18 protein-coding genes and 1 pseudogene are annotated in these 15,624 nt (G+C 37.6%); 3 read left to right on the plus strand and 16 right to left on the minus strand.

Translation table 11 applies throughout. The features are described 5' to 3' along the window. Window positions 1–6: 6 nt before the first annotated feature. From CVT18_RS06305 to CVT18_RS06340, 8 genes are read right to left on the minus strand one after another with little or no spacing between them, the layout of a single operon-like run. Entirely contained in the window at window positions 7–438 is a 432-nt protein-coding gene (locus CVT18_RS06305) for an FxsA family protein (RefSeq protein WP_103628761.1), read from the minus strand. Beyond that, window positions 435–2,135, minus strand: a complete 1,701-nt coding sequence (locus CVT18_RS06310) for a proline--tRNA ligase (RefSeq protein WP_103628762.1) — start codon at window positions 2,133–2,135, stop codon at window positions 435–437. Before CVT18_RS06310 ends, CVT18_RS06305 begins: the two co-directional genes overlap by 4 nt. After that, window positions 2,125–3,408, minus strand: coding sequence for a glutamyl-tRNA reductase (gene hemA, locus CVT18_RS06315; protein ID WP_021090656.1), 1,284 nt, complete (start codon window positions 3,406–3,408; stop codon window positions 2,125–2,127). Before hemA ends, CVT18_RS06310 begins: the two co-directional genes overlap by 11 nt. Then, a complete protein-coding gene (locus tag CVT18_RS06320) occupies window positions 3,408–4,301 on the minus strand; it encodes a polyprenyl synthetase family protein (protein ID WP_107824344.1) in 894 nt (297 codons plus the stop codon). Before CVT18_RS06320 ends, hemA begins: the two co-directional genes overlap by 1 nt. A gap of 10 nt (window positions 4,302–4,311) precedes the next feature. Beyond that, a complete protein-coding gene (locus tag CVT18_RS06325) occupies window positions 4,312–4,743 on the minus strand; it encodes a hypothetical protein (RefSeq protein WP_087584352.1) in 432 nt (143 codons plus the stop codon). Further along, complete coding sequence (locus CVT18_RS06330; RefSeq protein WP_087578691.1) at window positions 4,736–4,990, minus strand: DUF2018 family protein; 255 nt, start codon at window positions 4,988–4,990, stop codon at window positions 4,736–4,738. Before CVT18_RS06330 ends, CVT18_RS06325 begins: the two co-directional genes overlap by 8 nt. Before the next feature lie 48 nt (window positions 4,991–5,038). Beyond that, the gene (locus tag CVT18_RS06335) at window positions 5,039–5,662 is read right to left on the minus strand and encodes an HAD family hydrolase (protein WP_107824345.1); all 624 of its coding nucleotides are present in this window, start codon (window positions 5,660–5,662) and stop codon (window positions 5,039–5,041) included. Then, window positions 5,659–5,991: a hypothetical protein gene (locus CVT18_RS06340; RefSeq protein WP_002940272.1), complete on the minus strand. Its 333-nt coding sequence runs from the start codon at window positions 5,989–5,991 to the stop codon at window positions 5,659–5,661. The genes CVT18_RS06335 and CVT18_RS06340 overlap by 4 nt, the downstream gene beginning before the upstream one ends. A 107-nt stretch (window positions 5,992–6,098) precedes the next feature. On the opposite strand from CVT18_RS06340, the gene CVT18_RS06345 reads away from it, so the two are divergent. Both CVT18_RS06345 and CVT18_RS06350 read left to right on the plus strand, forming a co-directional pair. Then, window positions 6,099–7,370 carry an O-acetylhomoserine aminocarboxypropyltransferase/cysteine synthase family protein gene (locus CVT18_RS06345; RefSeq protein ID WP_103628767.1) on the plus strand — a complete coding sequence of 424 codons (1,272 nt, stop codon included), beginning with the start codon at window positions 6,099–6,101 and terminating at the stop codon, window positions 7,368–7,370. Window positions 7,371–7,560: 190 nt separating this feature from the next. Next, a pseudogene (locus tag CVT18_RS06350) lies at window positions 7,561–7,734 on the plus strand (IS1595 family transposase); the annotation flags it as partial. A gap of 14 nt (window positions 7,735–7,748) precedes the next feature. On the opposite strand, the gene CVT18_RS10505 reads toward CVT18_RS06350, so the two are convergent. From CVT18_RS10505 to CVT18_RS06385, 8 genes are all read right to left on the minus strand, one after another. After that, complete coding sequence (locus CVT18_RS10505) at window positions 7,749–8,192, minus strand: DUF1731 domain-containing protein (protein ID WP_234410296.1); 444 nt, start codon at window positions 8,190–8,192, stop codon at window positions 7,749–7,751. A 25-nt stretch (window positions 8,193–8,217) separates the two neighbouring features. Continuing rightward, window positions 8,218–8,616, minus strand: a complete 399-nt coding sequence (locus tag CVT18_RS10510; protein ID WP_234410297.1) for an NAD-dependent epimerase/dehydratase family protein — start codon at window positions 8,614–8,616, stop codon at window positions 8,218–8,220. A 201-nt stretch (window positions 8,617–8,817) separates the two neighbouring features. Next, window positions 8,818–9,084 (minus strand): 30S ribosomal protein S18, encoded by a 267-nt coding sequence (rpsR, locus tag CVT18_RS06360; protein ID WP_103628769.1) that lies wholly within the window; start codon window positions 9,082–9,084, stop codon window positions 8,818–8,820. A gap of 133 nt (window positions 9,085–9,217) precedes the next feature. Further along, window positions 9,218–10,660, minus strand: a complete 1,443-nt coding sequence (locus tag CVT18_RS06365) for a potassium/proton antiporter (RefSeq protein ID WP_103628770.1) — start codon at window positions 10,658–10,660, stop codon at window positions 9,218–9,220. A 20-nt stretch (window positions 10,661–10,680) separates the two neighbouring features. Continuing rightward, the gene (locus CVT18_RS06370; protein WP_103628771.1) at window positions 10,681–11,118 is read right to left on the minus strand and encodes a pyridoxal-5'-phosphate-dependent protein; all 438 of its coding nucleotides are present in this window, start codon (window positions 11,116–11,118) and stop codon (window positions 10,681–10,683) included. Window positions 11,119–11,149: 31 nt separating this feature from the next. Next, on the minus strand, window positions 11,150–12,391 hold the full coding sequence (locus CVT18_RS06375) for an ArsS family sensor histidine kinase (RefSeq protein ID WP_103628772.1): 1,242 nt from the start codon (window positions 12,389–12,391) through the stop codon (window positions 11,150–11,152). Beyond that, entirely contained in the window at window positions 12,391–13,068 is a 678-nt protein-coding gene (locus CVT18_RS06380; RefSeq protein ID WP_103628773.1) for a response regulator transcription factor, read from the minus strand. Before CVT18_RS06380 ends, CVT18_RS06375 begins: the two co-directional genes overlap by 1 nt. 97 nt (window positions 13,069–13,165) lie before the next feature. Next, window positions 13,166–14,569: a Do family serine endopeptidase gene (locus CVT18_RS06385; RefSeq protein WP_103628774.1), complete on the minus strand. Its 1,404-nt coding sequence runs from the start codon at window positions 14,567–14,569 to the stop codon at window positions 13,166–13,168. Between the two features lie 155 nt (window positions 14,570–14,724). Between CVT18_RS06385 and CVT18_RS06390 the strand changes: the two genes are divergently transcribed. Next, window positions 14,725–15,621: a DnaJ C-terminal domain-containing protein gene (locus CVT18_RS06390; RefSeq protein WP_103628775.1), complete on the plus strand. Its 897-nt coding sequence runs from the start codon at window positions 14,725–14,727 to the stop codon at window positions 15,619–15,621. Window positions 15,622–15,624 lie beyond the last annotated feature (3 nt).

Raw genomic sequence — 15,624 nt, forward strand, 5'->3', positions numbered from 1 at the left:
TCTCTCCTAATTTACTCTTTTTGGCTCTTCTATGACCTCAACGTCGATAATCTCGCCCTCATCTTTTTTAGCACTCTGCTCGCTAAAATTTTGAAATTTAAACTCCTGATAGCTCTCATTTTTTGCTACATTTTTCTTAAATATCAAAGAAAAAATAACTACGGCTATACCAAAAATATCTGTTAAAATTCCTGGCAGAAACAAAAGCATTCCGCCAAAGCTAAGCCCTAACTGACTAAATAAATTTCCGCCAAGAAAGCTTTTAAGCGCCACTTGAGGCGAATTTAAGCTAGAAAATCCAGCATTTAAAAGAAGTGCGATACCCACAAATCCAGAGACTAGCACCTCAAGAAAGTAGTTTAAAAAGCCAAATTTATCAACAAAAAGATAGATAAATATCGCTTCTATCAAAAAAAATAAAAATGCGAAAAATCTCATAAGCCTTCTTTTATCTTTTTAAAGGCTTCATTTGCGCCGATCGTTTCTTTGCTTAAACCATCTCTTGTGATAAACTCGACCTTGCCATTTGCAAATTCTTTACCCACAAGTAACGCAAAAGGGAAGCCGATGAGTTCAAAGTCATTCATCTTAACGCCAAATCTCTCGTTTCTATCGTCGATGATGACACTAACGCCAGCTTTTTTAAGGCTCTCATAAAGCTCAAATGCAAATTTTACGCCCTCTTCATCTTTTAAATTTGAAATGATGATCTCCACGTCAAACGGCGCGCACTCTTTTTTCCAGATGCAGCCCTTCTCGTCGTGGCTAGCCTCTATCATTACGGCAATCAGCCTACTGATACCAATACCATAGCAACCCATCAAAAATGGCTTTGCCTTGCCGTTTTCATCAAGATATGTCGCATTCATCGCAGCTGAATATTTATCGCCTAGTTGAAAGATATGACCGACTTCTATGCCCTTACTAAGTTTTAAATTTCCGCCACACTCTGGGCATTTATCGCCCTCTTTTACCTTTACAAGGTCTTTAAATCTCTCTTCGTTAAATCCGCTAACGCTAACGCCAACAAAGTGGTAATCCTTTTCGTTGGCACCACATATCATATTATTTGCGCCTTTTAGCTCGTTGTCTATGTAAAATTTTACATCTTTTAGCCCAACTGGTCCGCAAAATCCAGCCACAAGCCCAGCTTTTATAATCTCTTCTTCGCTAGCATCGACAAGCTCGAGCGCCTTGCAAGCATTTTGCGCCTTTGTTTCTTGAAGCTCGTCATCTCCCCTTACAAAAAAGACCACAACTTCTTCCTTGTCCTCGTAGATTGCTTTTTTTATAACGGCTTTTATGCAGTAAAACTCGCTAACTTTGAAAAACTCAGCCACACCTTTTATAGTCTTTGTATCTGGCGTTTTAAATTTAGCCGCGTCAGCCTCTGGTGCCTCAGCATCGGTTGTTCTAGCTTTTCTCCTAGCAGCCTCTATATTTGCAGCGTATTTGCAAGCCTCACAGCAAAGGATGTCATCTTCGCCATTACTTGCAAGCACCATAAATTCTTTACTGCCGCTACCACCGATAGCTCCACTATCAGCTTCAACGGCTCTAAAATTTAGCCCCAGACGAGTGAAAATTTTACTATAAGTTGCCTCCATAAGGTCAAACTCTCGCTTAAGATCCTCTTTGCTAGAGTGGAAGCTGTAAGCATCTTTCATCGTAAATTCGCGACCTCTTAGCAAGCCAAAGCGTGGTCTTGCCTCGTCACGAAATTTAGTATTTATCTGGTATAAATTTAGCGGCAACTGCTTATAGCTAGTCACCTTGCCACGTACCAAAGCAACGGCTGCCTCTTCGTTTGTAGGGCTTATAACAAAGTCATTTTCTTTTCTATCTTTAAAGCGCAAAAGCTCCTTACCAAAGACGTTGTAGCGACCACTTTGCTTCCAAAGCTCGCCTGAAGTAACCACGCTAAAGCTCACCTCTAGCGCACCAGCCTCATCCATCTCCTCTCGCGCGATACGAGAAATTTTCTCATGCATGATCTTTCCAAGCGGTAGATAGTTATAAAGACCTGAGCCTATCTGCTCGACAAAGCCACCTCTTATTAAAAATTTATGACTTGGCAAAGAGGCGTCTTTTGGCGCTTCTTTGGTAGTTGGTGCATAAAATTTACTAAATCTCATCTATATCTCCTGCTTGAAAAATTTGCTCTTCTTTTATGTCAAATAGATATCTAACTCCGCTTGAAAGCTCTCTTGCTCCTTCTTTGTCCGCAAGCTCTTTTAGCTTCATCGTTGGCTGATGCAAAAATGCCTTAAAAACTTGGTGAATTAGTTTTTGCGCCTCTTCATAATCACTATGTTTTAGATAGCCCTTTTTGATCGCTTTTTCTAACTCGTTTTTAGCACAAATTTCAGCTTGTTTGCGGATCGATTTTATGAGTGGCACACTCATATCTTCTTTTAAAATTTTTAAAAATTCACTTGTGCCTTGACCTACGATCGAATAAGCTTTTTGTGCTTGCTCCTCTCTTAGGGCTAAATTTTTCCTTACTATCTCCTCTAAACTATCAACCGTATAGACACTAATAAATTCTGTATTTATAAGATCAATATCCCTTGGCACGGCAATATCAAAAAAGTATCTGTGAAATTCTCTTGGTTCGATTATGGCATTTGTGATGATCGCGTGCGGGGCTGCGGTGCTTGAAAATATTAGATCGTAATTATTTACATACTCTTTTAATTTTAAAATGCTATCCCAACTAGCGTTATCACCCAGGCTATCAACTAGCTGCTCAACACGCTCGGAGCTTCTATTTATAATGATGACTTCTGCGCCACTAGAGATTAGGTGTTTTGCTGCTAGCTCGCCCATTTCGCCAGCTCCTACGACGATAGCAGTTTTACCTTCAAGCGTGCCAAAAATTTCTTTTGCCTTTGCTACGGCGACACTTGAAACGGAGATCGGGTTTTTAGAAATTTGAGTTTCGTTTCTAACTTTAGCAGCGCATTTACATGCATAATGGATGATTTTACTGATTTGTTCGCCACAAGCTGAGCTATCGTAAGCAAATTTAAAGGCATTTTTTAGCTGGCCAACGATCTGCGTTTCGCCGACGACTAGGCTATCAAGCGAGCTTGCCACAGCAAAGAGGTGGTGCACAGCTCCGCTATCTTCATAAATATCAGCCCTTTCATAAAGCTCATCTTCAAAAACACCTGAAAATACAGACATACACCTAAATGCATGCGTCGTTGCACTTTCTAGATCACTAACGCTTGCAATTATCTCGACGCGGTTGCATGTATTTAAAACCATACATTCGTTTATACTTTTGTTTGATCTTAGTAGTTTTAAAATTTGCTCTTTTTTCTCATCGCTATCAAATGCAAGCTTTTCTCTAACTGAAATATCAGTATTTTTATATGTAAAACTTATATCTAAATAGTGCATTAAAATTCCCTATCTATCATGCTTTTTATGATCCCTTCAAGCTCGGCGTTTTTATACTCTTTTATCGATTCTATCGCTTCATTTCCAAGCCTTTTTGCTTCATTTACTGCTTTTTGAAGCGAATTTGTCTTAACAAATTCCTCTTTTAGCCATGAAATTTCGCCCGCGTTTAGCTTCTTTGCCCAAAGCGATCTAAGCTTTGTCTTACCAGCCTCGTCTAAGCTCTTATAAAGATATATGTAAGGGAGTGTCGTTTTACCCTCTACAAAGTCATTAAGTGCTGGTTTGCCAAGTATTTTTTCATCTTGAGTTATGTCTAATATGTCATCAACGATCTGAAACGCAAGGCCTAAATTTTTGCCATAAATTCCAAATTTCTCGCTATCTTTGCCAGCTAGCTTTGCTCCGCAAATAGCCGTGGCTTCTATCAAAACAGCTGTTTTATAGTAGATCATTTTTAAATATTCTTGCTCGTTTTCATTAAAATTTTCAGCCATTTTCACATCCATCATCTCGCCGATACTTAGCTTGCTGACTGCATCTGAGATGATAACTGCGATGCTTGAATCAAATTTTGTAAGCTCAAAATAAGCCTTTGAGTAGAGGATGTCGCCCAACATAACCGAGTTTTTACTACCAAAAAGCGCGTTTATGCTTGGCTTGCCGCGTCTTATATTTGCCTCGTCTATGACGTCGTCGTGTAGTAAGCTTGCAAGGTGGATGAGCTCGATGATAGCGCAAAGCTTAAGAGAAATTTCACTCTCGCCCGCTATTTTTAAAAGAAGTTTTGAGCGCAGCTTCTTGCCTGAGCTTATCTTTAAAAACATCTCAAACGCCCCTTTGTAGCCAAGCTCGCTTATAAATTTATCCATTATTTCATCGATTTTATCCATTTTTATCCTTCTATTTAGCCTCATCTGGATCTCTAAAACCCACATCCACACGCTTGCTCTCATCTAGCAGAGCCACCCTAAAATGCGCCTTTTTATCCTTAAAATCAATAAATGATATATAAAGGCTTACGCTCTCATTTGGCGGCATCGTAAAATCAGGCAAAACTCGCTGCATATAGGTGTTTTGTCCTTGTCTTAGCGAAAAGACCATCTGCCTTGGATAGCGCCTAAAAAAGCTTTGCACAGTGATATTTGTACTATCAAATAGCGTCCAACGAAAGTCAAACGTTTCAACCCTTTGGGTTCGCTTTTCAGTTATAAAGACCCTAGCCCACTCATCTTTTTTAAGCTCAAATGTATGCACCGAACTTGGGTCAAAATTTGGCTCTTTTGCAAAAGCAATGGAGGCAAGCAAAGCAATGAGCGCGAAAATCTTACTCATTTTGGCTTAAAATTTCTCCGCTAAGCTCGATATATAGGTCATTTACTCCGTTATAAATTTTATCTTGCTCTGAGACTATAAAATTTCTGATCTCGCCCTCGCTAATGCCATGCTTTTCGCAAAGCTCACTCATAGCCACAAATTTTTCAAAAATTTTATCTATCTCGTTTTTAACCAAAACGGCATTTGCGTTAAACAAAATGTCATAAAATTTATCCCTCGCACTGCCCTCAAATATATCTATCATCGCTGTTTCTTTGAAAATTTCTTAAGATTATAGCCAATTAAAACTAAGTTAAAAATTTAATATTATCTCCCATGCCTCGCTAACATTTTTAGCGTTATACGTGGCTGTTTTGCTATCCTCGCCAAATCCCCAGCAAACTTGCACGTAAGGCATATTTGCATTTTTGGCAGCTAGCTCGTCTTTTAGGCTATCTCCTACAAATATCGCCTTGCTAGCTCCAGTTCTACTAACAGCTAGGTGAAGCATCGCAGGATCTGGCTTTTGCGGTATCTCCTTGCTAGCGCCGATGACCTCGTCAAATAGCTCATAAATTTCATTTTTCTTTAAAATTTTCTCTAGCGTATCATGTGGTGCGTTGCTTGCCAAAACAACCTTATAGTGAGCCTCTTTGCACTTTTGCAAAAGCTCTTTTACGCCCTCATAGGTAGTCGCACATTCATCGTAAAATTTCTTAAATTTCTCTTCAAAACCCTCTTTCAAGCTCCTACTTGGCGTGTCGATGCCGTAAAACTCAAGGGCTAAATTTCTACCTGGCTCGTTGATCGCTTTTATGATAAATTCCTTTTCAAGTGGCGGCAAATTTAGCTCATCTCTTACTTCATTTACCGTTTTATATATCGCCTCGCCGCTATCTATCACCGTGCCATCCATATCAAAAATAACTACTTTCAATCCTCATCCTTAAATTTATTTTTATGCTTTTCTTTCTTATACGTCTTTTGATTTTTTAGCTTATCAAGTAGGTTTGCTGCCTTTAAAAGCTCCTCTTTTGGGGCATTTTTGATAAGCAAATTTATAAAATTTTCTAGCGCCTTTGAGTATGGCTGATCAAGATAAACGGCCTCTACTTTTTCGATGACTTTCGCGTTTTTCTCTACTCTTTGGCGAAATTCAGTCTCGTCAAAGTCATCTCTTTTTAGCCCGTTTATCGCTGATTTTGCAAATTTTTCTAGCGCGCGAAGATACTTTACACGTTTAAATTTGTCCGTGACTTGGTTCAAATTTTTCCTTTTTTTTGGCAAATTATATCAAAATTTGATTTTATCCCCTAAATTTTGGCTTTGCTAATGTATAATTTACGCCAAAATTACTTAAACAAGGAGCAAAAATGAGGCAAGAAACCGCTGCGATCCACGTAGGCTACGATACAAACGAGGGCTTTGGCACGATGGCTGTGCCTATTTTTCAAAGCACAGCTTATGACTTCGGAAGTGCCGAGACAGCAGCTGCTAGGTTTGATCTAAAAGATAACGGCTACATCTACACAAGACTTAGCAACCCAACGACAGATATCTTTGAAAAAAGAGTCGCTGCACTTGAGGGCGGAGCCGCTGCGATAGCGACTGCAAGCGGTCAGTCAGCTTTGTTTTACAGCATCATAAATTTAGCCCAAGCAGGCGATAATATCATCATCGCTAAGAAAATTTATGGCGGCACAACGGTGCTTTTTACGCACACGCTAAAAAGATTTGGCATAGAAGCTAGAGTCTTTGACAGCGACACAGCTGATGATCTGGAGGGTTTTATAGATGATAAAACTAGGGCTATATTTTTTGAAACGCTTTCAAATCCGCAAATTTCTATCCCAAATATCGAGAAAATCGTAGAAATCGCAAACAAATATGGCATCATCAGCATCACTGATAACACCGTGCCAACGCCTATCATCTTTCAGCCACTTCGCCACGGCGTCGATGTTTGCGTGCATAGCGCTAGCAAATATATGAGCGGTCAGGGTCTTAGTCTAGCGGGCGTGGTCGTAAGCGCAAATCACCTAAACGATAAGCTAAAAGGCAACAAGAGATATGAGCACTTTAACGTGCCAGATGCGAGCTATCACGACATCGTTTATGCTGATATGACGGATCGTTTTGATATCTACACGCTAAGAATGAGGCTTGCCATCGTGCGCGACATCGGCGCTGTGATCTCTCCGTTTAACTCTTGGCAGCTCATACAAGGGCTTGAAACGCTTGCTGTTAGAGTTGAGAGACACTCGCAAAACGCGCTAAAAGTGGCTAAATTTCTAAACTCTCACAAACATATAAAAAGCGTAGCATACCCAGGACTTGCCGACAACGTAGATCATGCAAAGGCACAAAAATACTTTAAAGACGGCATGGCAAATGGACTATTTTGCTTTGAGACTGATAGCTTTGAGCGCGCGAAAAAGATGCTAGAGCGCGTAAAACTCTTTAAGATCGTAGTAAATATCGGCGATACAAAGTCGCTCATCACACACCCAGCCTCGACAACTCACCAGCAGCTAAGTAGCGAAGAGCTCATCAAAGCTGGCATCACAAAAGAGCTGATAAGAGTTAGTATAGGTCTTGAAAACGCCGAGGATCTGATCGCTGATCTAGCTCAAGCTTTGGAATAAAGAAATTTCTAGCTCATTTTGGGCTAGAAATTTAAATTTTACTATAACTTTAAATACCTTGTCTGAACTTGTATCCGCGCGCATTTAAAATGAGAGTATTTTACATTTAAAATGAGAGCGGGATAAGGATAAAATTTGCTTCACTATCATTTTAAATGTAAAAAATATATTTTTAAATAGCTTTTTGCAGAATTCTAAAGGTTATGCTAAACATAGATTATCTAAATTTAAAGGGATAAGGAAAGAGAATTGCTTATTACATTTAAAGGAATGTGAATTTAAATATGATACTAAAACTACACAGGAAAACTTATATCAGAAACTACTAAAATTGATAAGAGAAAATCTGCTTAAGTTTTGTTGAGCCTTTAAAAAATCTCAGCTTAAAATTTCACTCAAAGCAGCGTTTAAATCACCAAATTTAAACTCAAAGCCCTGTTTTAGTAAATTTACAGGTCGCACATCTGCACCTTCAAGCAATATCGCCGAGCCTTCGCCAAATTTTAGCTGCAAAACAAAGCTTGGGACATTAAAAATGGCTGGGCGTTTAAGTGTGTTTGCAAGGGTCTTTGTGAAGCTTTCATTGGTAGCAAATTCTGGCGAAACAAGGTTAAAAATGCCTGAAATTTCACGATTTAGCACAAGCTCATAAGCTTTTAGCAAATCGTCCAGATGCACCCACGAAAAGCTCTGCTTTCCGCCTGCCAAAACGCCGCCAAGACCTAGCTTAAAAATCGGCAACATCTTAGCCAAAGCACCGCCCGTTTTGCCATCAACCCCTCTGCCAAGCACTACGCCAAGCCTAAAAATCGCCGTTTTCACGCCAAGCTCACTGGCCTTTAACGCTTCATTTTTCCCAAGCCACCGCCAATTTTCCCAAAAATCCTTTACTAAAATTCTGCGAACTTTCATCGTGTATTAAACCGCTCTCATAAATGCCAACCGCCGAAGTTGAGATGAAAATTTTGGGCTTTTTTGAAGTCTTTGAAAGTGCCAAAACAAGGTTTTTCGTACTTGCAATTCGGCTATTAAAAAGCTCATTTTTATAGCTTTGACTCCATCTTTGCGAGATGTTTGCACCAGCTAAATTTATTAGAGCATCACACTCTTGCAAAATCTCAGTCGAAGCTGAAATATCCGCATAAATCTCACGCTTTATTTTTAAAATTTCATGCCCTTTTGAAGCTAAAAACTCACACAAATTTGAGCCAACAAAACCACTCGTGCCATTTATCGCTATTTTCAAGTTTGTCCTTATCAAATTTTCTTAATTGCAATTTTCACTTTGCTTCAAAGCGTGTATTTTAAGAAGTTCATCCTTTTTCTGGTTTTTTAGATTATACCAAAAAGGATGAAATTTTATTATTTTATTATCGCTGAATTTCGCAAGAGCATATATTTTTCTTGAGAATTTAAAAGCTCATTTGTAAGGTCTAAAATTTATGGATTATAGACCTTCAAAAGGATTTGAAGCTACGTCCTTGCGATCAACTATATAAGGTATGATGGCTGCGTGACGTACTCTCTTGATCGCTTTTTCTACCATCTCTTGGTATCTTTTTGATGTGCCAGTTAGGCGTCTTGGCATGATTTTAAATCTCTCTGACAAGCAATACTTTAAAAGTGAAGTGTCTTTGTAGTCTATAAAATCAATCTTTGCTTCTGTAAATTTGCAATTAACCCATCTCACTTTTTTTGTAAAAAAATTTCTCATTTTTAACCTTAATGTAAAACTTGGTTACAAGACAAATTCAAATTAAAAATCTACCGTCCATTATAGAGGTATATACGGTTGCGCTTTTTACCACATGTGTTTTATAAAATTTTATTGGTGAAATAGCATAAATTTAATATGTCAAATACTTAACCGTATCTTGATACAGCACTTGATTTTCGCATTGTATCAGTAACAGGTCATTTTCTTCAAAGATTGTTGAGCCAGTTGGCTTTTGATACTCATTTTTACGTTTTATTAGGATTATTAAAAATTCACTTGGAAGCTCAAGCTGAGCCAAATCTTTGCCAATTAGTTTTGAGCCATAGTGGATGGTATGCTGACGAAGTGTGTAACTTAGGATCGGCGAGTTTTCTACCGGCTTAACATCCTCTTGCTCACTCTCTTTGACCTTAAATTTATCAGCCGCAAAGCCAAGTGACATACCCTGTATCAAAATAGAAATCAAAACCATAAAAAATATAATGTTAAAAATCATATCCGCATCACGTACGCCATCGACATAAACATAAGTAGCTAGCACGACCGGCACAACGCCTCTTAGCCCAACCCAAGAGATAAAAATTTGCTCATTTATCTTAAATTTTGAAAATACAAGCGATGCAAAAACACCAAGTGGTCTTGCAAAAAACATAAGCCATAAGGCCAAAACAAGCGCCATTAGTGCTGTTGCTGGAAGCTCGGAAGGATTTACTAAAAGGCCAAGCGTCAAAAAGACAACTATCTGCATCGTCCAAGCGATACCATCGTGAAAACCGACTAAATTTTTCTTATGAGAAAACTCTTTTTTGTTTATAAAAATTCCAGCTATATAGACAGCCAGGTAGCCATTGCCACCAATTTTAAAGCAAAGTGTGTATAAAAGCAATATCCAAGCGATAGAAAAAACTGGATAAAGGCCCCAGCTTTTTAGGCGAAGTCTATTAAACATGGCTGGCAAAGCAACGCCAAACAAATAACCCATGGCGATGCCTATGCCAAACTGCTTAACTAGCGTAATCGCCCACTCAGATGCTGTCGGCGTGGTATTTAGTGAGATCATTTGAACGATCGTCATAGTTAAAAATATCGCCATTGGATCGTTTGAGCCAGATTCAAGTTCAAGCAATGGAGCAATGCTATTTTTAAGTGAAATTTTCTTAGCTCTTAGTATGGCAAATACCGCTGCTGCATCTGTTGAAGAGATGATGGAGCCTAGCAAAAAGGCCTCCGCCCAAGTAAAATCAAGCAGATATTTTGCTACTGGAGCGATGGCTAGCGCGGTTAAGAAAACACCAAGTATAGCAAGCGCTAAACCTCTACCAAAAATAGGCTTAATCGCTGCAAAATCAGTATCTAGCCCACCAGCATAAAGTATAAAAATAAGTGCTAACATGCCGACATTCTGAGCAATCATTTGATCATCAAAATTTACGCCAAGCAGTCCGTCTGAGCCAGCTAGCATACCAACGCCTAAAAATATTATTAAAGATGGAATTCCAAATTTATCAGAGATCTTACTTAAAAGAATGCTAGTTATAAGCAAAACTGCAAAAAATAGTAGTAAATTCTCCAAATAAACTCCACAAAATTATATTAAATCATGCTTTCAAAAGCTTCAAATTTTTCTTGATTTGAAAGCATTTCAAGCAATACACCATAATTGTCTTTTATCTCATCTTGAAGCTTAGTAGTAAGCTCTTTAGCGTTTCTTCCGTCTTTTGGATAGCTCACTATTAAATCAATTGGCTCAGCGTTTAAAAACTCTTGAATACCTGATAATAGTTCGCTAGCTCCTCTTTCATTTGTTCCATGAAGCACGACCACATAATGCTCGTTCTCTCTTACAACAACATCGGTTTGTCTTAAAAATTTTTCAAAGAGTTCACTATACTCTTTGGTGCTTGGCAAAGAAAAATATATCAAAGATAAATTTTTTGCATAATCTTTTACATTTTTATAACGATTTATAAAAGCTATTTCAAGATCTATTATTGATAAGAGATCAACTGGTGAGAAAATTTTTGCTGCCATTTTTAGCCCTCTTTTGTTTATTATGTTTTATTTAAGTCACTATTATATCTTGTAAATTTTCAAAAACAAAGACATTCATTCCGTTTTTATATTCGTATCTAAATTTGAGTCCATGAGCATCAAGTATATTGCTAACTATATATAAACCTAGTCCAAAACTCTTTTGAGTATCCTCTCCTTTGATAAATGGCTGGACATAAAAGTCAAGATCATTTTTTAGCTTCTCACCTTGAGTTATAAATTTCATATGATCCTTGCTAACAACGATATTTACGTGCTTATCAGTTGAATATTTTATGCCATTATCTATCATATTTTTTATAGCAACCGAAAATAACTTGAAATCAACAAGCACCCTAACCTCATCAAGCTCACTGATACCAACACACTCTTTTTCTACCATTGCTATATCGATAGCCTCATCGATGAGATCCCTCATAAAACATGGCGTTTTATTGCTAAGTCCTATTTTTGATGTTATCTGCTCGATCGCCGCAAGTTCATTTATCAAATTTTCAAGCTTGTGAAAGACAGAGATTAACCTTTCTTGATTTTTACTTTTTTCTATCATTTGAGCAGCTATTAGGCCTTTTGTGATAGGGGTTTTTAACTCATGCATTATGTTTCTTAAGAAAAGATGCCTTGAGTCATTAAGTGCCTTGATCTGACAAACCGCCTCATAAAATGCTTCAGAAACTTCAGAAATTTCATCCTTGCCGTTGCCAACATTTTGTACGCCATCAAGCTCACCATTTGCAAATTTTACGATCTGACGCTTTAGCTTTCTAAGTGGTTTTATCTTATAGATAACAAAAATGTAAGCACCTAGCAAAATGACCGCAACCACCAGAAAAACAGCCTTTATCACCTCGTATCTATAAGGCTGAAATTCCTTATCCATTAAAAGTTTTAGCTCGTCTAAATGCTCAATCCTTAAGTAATGATGCTTGTCATAAAGCAAGATCGCACTTGAACCTAAATCGCTTGAAATTTCTTCTAAAACGGTCGCTTGTTTTAAAATTTCATCTTTTTTCTTCTCGTCTTTTATCTCTGGCATATCGATATTTGAAAGCTGGCGATCGTACTGAGCCTTATTTATAATGCCACCCATATAAAATAAATTTGTCCTAGCAACGTTTGAGTATTTGTTATTTAGCTCTCTTGTATAGTTTTGCTTATCAAAGCCCATGAGCCATAAAAAAGCTAGAAATATCGAAACAAGCGCAAGGGCAAAGATAAAAGTTATAGTTATAAAAATAGACGATCTTGGCATCAAAGAACCAATTTATAGCCGATACCGCGGATCGCGTGGATGTATTTTGGCTCTTTTGGATTTTCATTTAATTTTTGGCGAATCCTGCCGATGATGACGTCAATACTTTTGTTTGAGCTATCTTCATTTATGCTCTCGCAGTTATAGATGAGCTCCTCTCTAGTAACCGCTCCGCCCTCTTTTAAAAGTAGATATTTTAAGATATCGTATTCTGCAGCAGTTAAATTTAGCACGTTTCCTTTAAATAAAATTTCACGCTCAAATTCTTTTAAAACTAGGTCTTTATTTAAATTTCTCGCCTCACTTGCTGGGGTGATACTCTGCCTTCTTAGATGACTTTTGATACGAGCTAAAAGTTCTTGTGGGTCATATGGCTTTGGTAAATAGTCATCAGCGCCGTTATCAAGAGCATTTACCTTATCTGTTATATCATGCCTTGCACTTGATATGATTATAGGGATATTGTGATTTTTCCTGATCTCTTTACAAACTTCTAGCCCGTCCATACCTGGCAAAGTAAGATCTAGTATAACTAGGTCAAATTTACTTGTATTTAGCGTAGAAAGCCCGATATACGGCTCTTCGGCAGTCACCACTTCAACATCATAGTTTTCTAGATATTCGGTTAAAATTTCAGCAAGCTCCATATCATCTTCTATCATTAAAATTCTAGTCATGATCTTTCCTGTTGTAAATTTATTTTTAAGGATTATAGCAGATTAAGATTTTAAAAATTTAAAAGGGTTAAGAGCTGAAATTTCAGCTCTTAGATGATTATTTTATAACAAGGCCTTGTATGATACCGCCGCGATTTATCCACACTAGCGTCTTTTTACCTTTTGTATTTTTGACAGTATTTGCAAATGTTTGAAGATCTTTTATACTCTCTTCGCCAACTTGAACGATCACATCACCTCTTTCAAAGCCAAAGTCTTCAGCTTTTGAGCCTGATTTTACATCAGTTACTAGCACGCCTTGAGTATCTGGGCTAATTTTGTATTTATATCTTATCTCATCGCTTAGATTACTAACGCTAAGTCCTTCGATGATAATGCTTTTTGCTATGTCTTTTGAATTGTGATCAGCGTTTGCAAGCTTAATTTTTGCATTCATTATTTTATTTGATCGCTCGTAAGTTATATCAACACTACTATTTGGAGTTAGTGAGCCGATGAAATTTTTAAGATCATTTGCATTTTTGATAGCTTTATCATTAGCTGATATGACCAAATCACCTCTTTTTAGTCCAGCTTCATCTGCTGGCATGCCTTGCTCTACGCCACTTATTAAAGCACCTTCTTTATTTGTATAAAGCTCTTTTTGCTCATCAGTTAAATTTGCAATCGTAACGCCTATAAAGCCACGCTCGATCTTGCCGTCAGTTATCAGCTTTTTAGCGATATCTTTTACCATATTTGATGGAATCGCAAAGCCAATACCGTTGTTGCCGCCACTTTTTGAAAGAATGGCCGAGTTTATTCCGACTAAATAGCCCCTGCTATCAACCAAAGCTCCACCTGAATTTCCTGGGTTTATCGAAGCATCTGTTTGGATAAAATTTTCATATTGATTAAGGCCTATATTATCTTTATTTAGACCTGAGACGATGCCTTGAGTAATACTCTCACCAACGCCAAATGGATTTCCTATAGCAAATACAACGTCTGCATCAAGTAGTTTTGATGAGTCTGCAAAAGTAATTGCATTTAGTCCGTTTGCTTCTATCTTTACGACGGCTAGATCGGTTTTTGGATCACTTCCTATTAGCTTTGCTTTATACTCTTTGCCACCATTTGCAAGAGTTACTACTATTTGATCGCTATCTTCTATAACGTGGTTATTTGTAACGATATATCCATCATTTGAGATGATAACACCAGAGCCAAGCGAAGTAGTTTTTTCTTTTTCTTTTGGTTTTGCAAAGTTAAATCCAAAAAATTCATTGAAAAAAGGGTCATTAAACATCTGCTCAATGCCAGCGTTATTTACCGTTTTTGTAGTTGAGATATTTACAACTGAAAGCTTTGCCTGAGCGATCGAGTCATAATAAGAAAGTACGCTATTTTTATCGCTAAGTGGCGAGACTCTCGTGATATTAGAGTTAGCTTCATTAAATTTAATATCAGCCCCCACTAAAAAAGAAGCTGCCACTAATGAAATTAGCACAATCTTTTTCATTTTTTTCCTTTAAACTAAAAATTTTTGCAAATTATAAATATAGTGAAAAAATAAAATCTTAACACTTTTTCTTGTTATTAAACAAAAATAAACTTGACTTGCATAGACTAAAGCTTTGTGATATAATCCGTATCAAAAAAATATAAGGAGAATATATGAGTGAAAGCTTATATGAGACTTTAGGAGTTTCAAAGGGTGCCTCAAGCGACGAGATAAAAAAAGCTTATAGAAAACTTGCCAGAAAATATCACCCAGACATCAATAAAGACCCTGGAGCAGAAGATAAATTTAAAGAGATAAATGCTGCTTATGAAATTTTAAGCGACGATAAAAAACGAGCTCAATACGACCAGTACGGCGATACTATGTTTGGCGGTCAAAATTTCCACGACTTTGCTAGTAGTTCAGCCGATATGGGCGATCTAAATGAAATTTTAAAGAATATCTTCTCAGGTGGCTTTGGCGGTGGTGGAGCTAAATTTAGCAGCGGATTTGGTAGTAGTTTTGGAGGCTTTGATGGATTTAGTAGTGGTGGATTTGGCTTTGGCGGAGCTGATCTAGACGTAAATGCAAAAATTTCTATACCATTTGACGTAGCTGTAACTGGTGGTGAACATAAGATAAATTTTAATGGCGAAAGCATTAAGATAAAAATTCCAAGTGGCATAGAAGGCGGCGAGAAGCTTCGTGTAAAAGGCAAAGGTAAAAGCGCTGGTGGTCAAAAAGGCGACCTCATACTTGCCATTAGCGTTGAGCCAAGCGACGAATATGAAAGAGTCGGAGACGATCTTTATAAAGATATAGAAATTCCACTAAAAACTATGCTTTTTGGCGGAAAAGTCGATGTACATACTTACAAAAAAGATGTCACGATTAAAATCGCTGAGAACTCAAAAACAGGCACGAAAATCCGCTTAAAAGGATATGGTGTGCAAAATAGAAAGAGCGGAATTTATGGGGATCTTTACTTAAAAGCCAGGGTAAAACTTCCAAATATTAGTGAGCTTGATGAAGGCTTAGTAAAAGAGTTAAAAGAAAAATTACCGGAGTAAAAA

The organism is Campylobacter concisus, from assembly GCF_003048405.1.
Classification (GTDB): domain Bacteria; phylum Campylobacterota; class Campylobacteria; order Campylobacterales; family Campylobacteraceae; genus Campylobacter_A; species Campylobacter_A concisus_Q.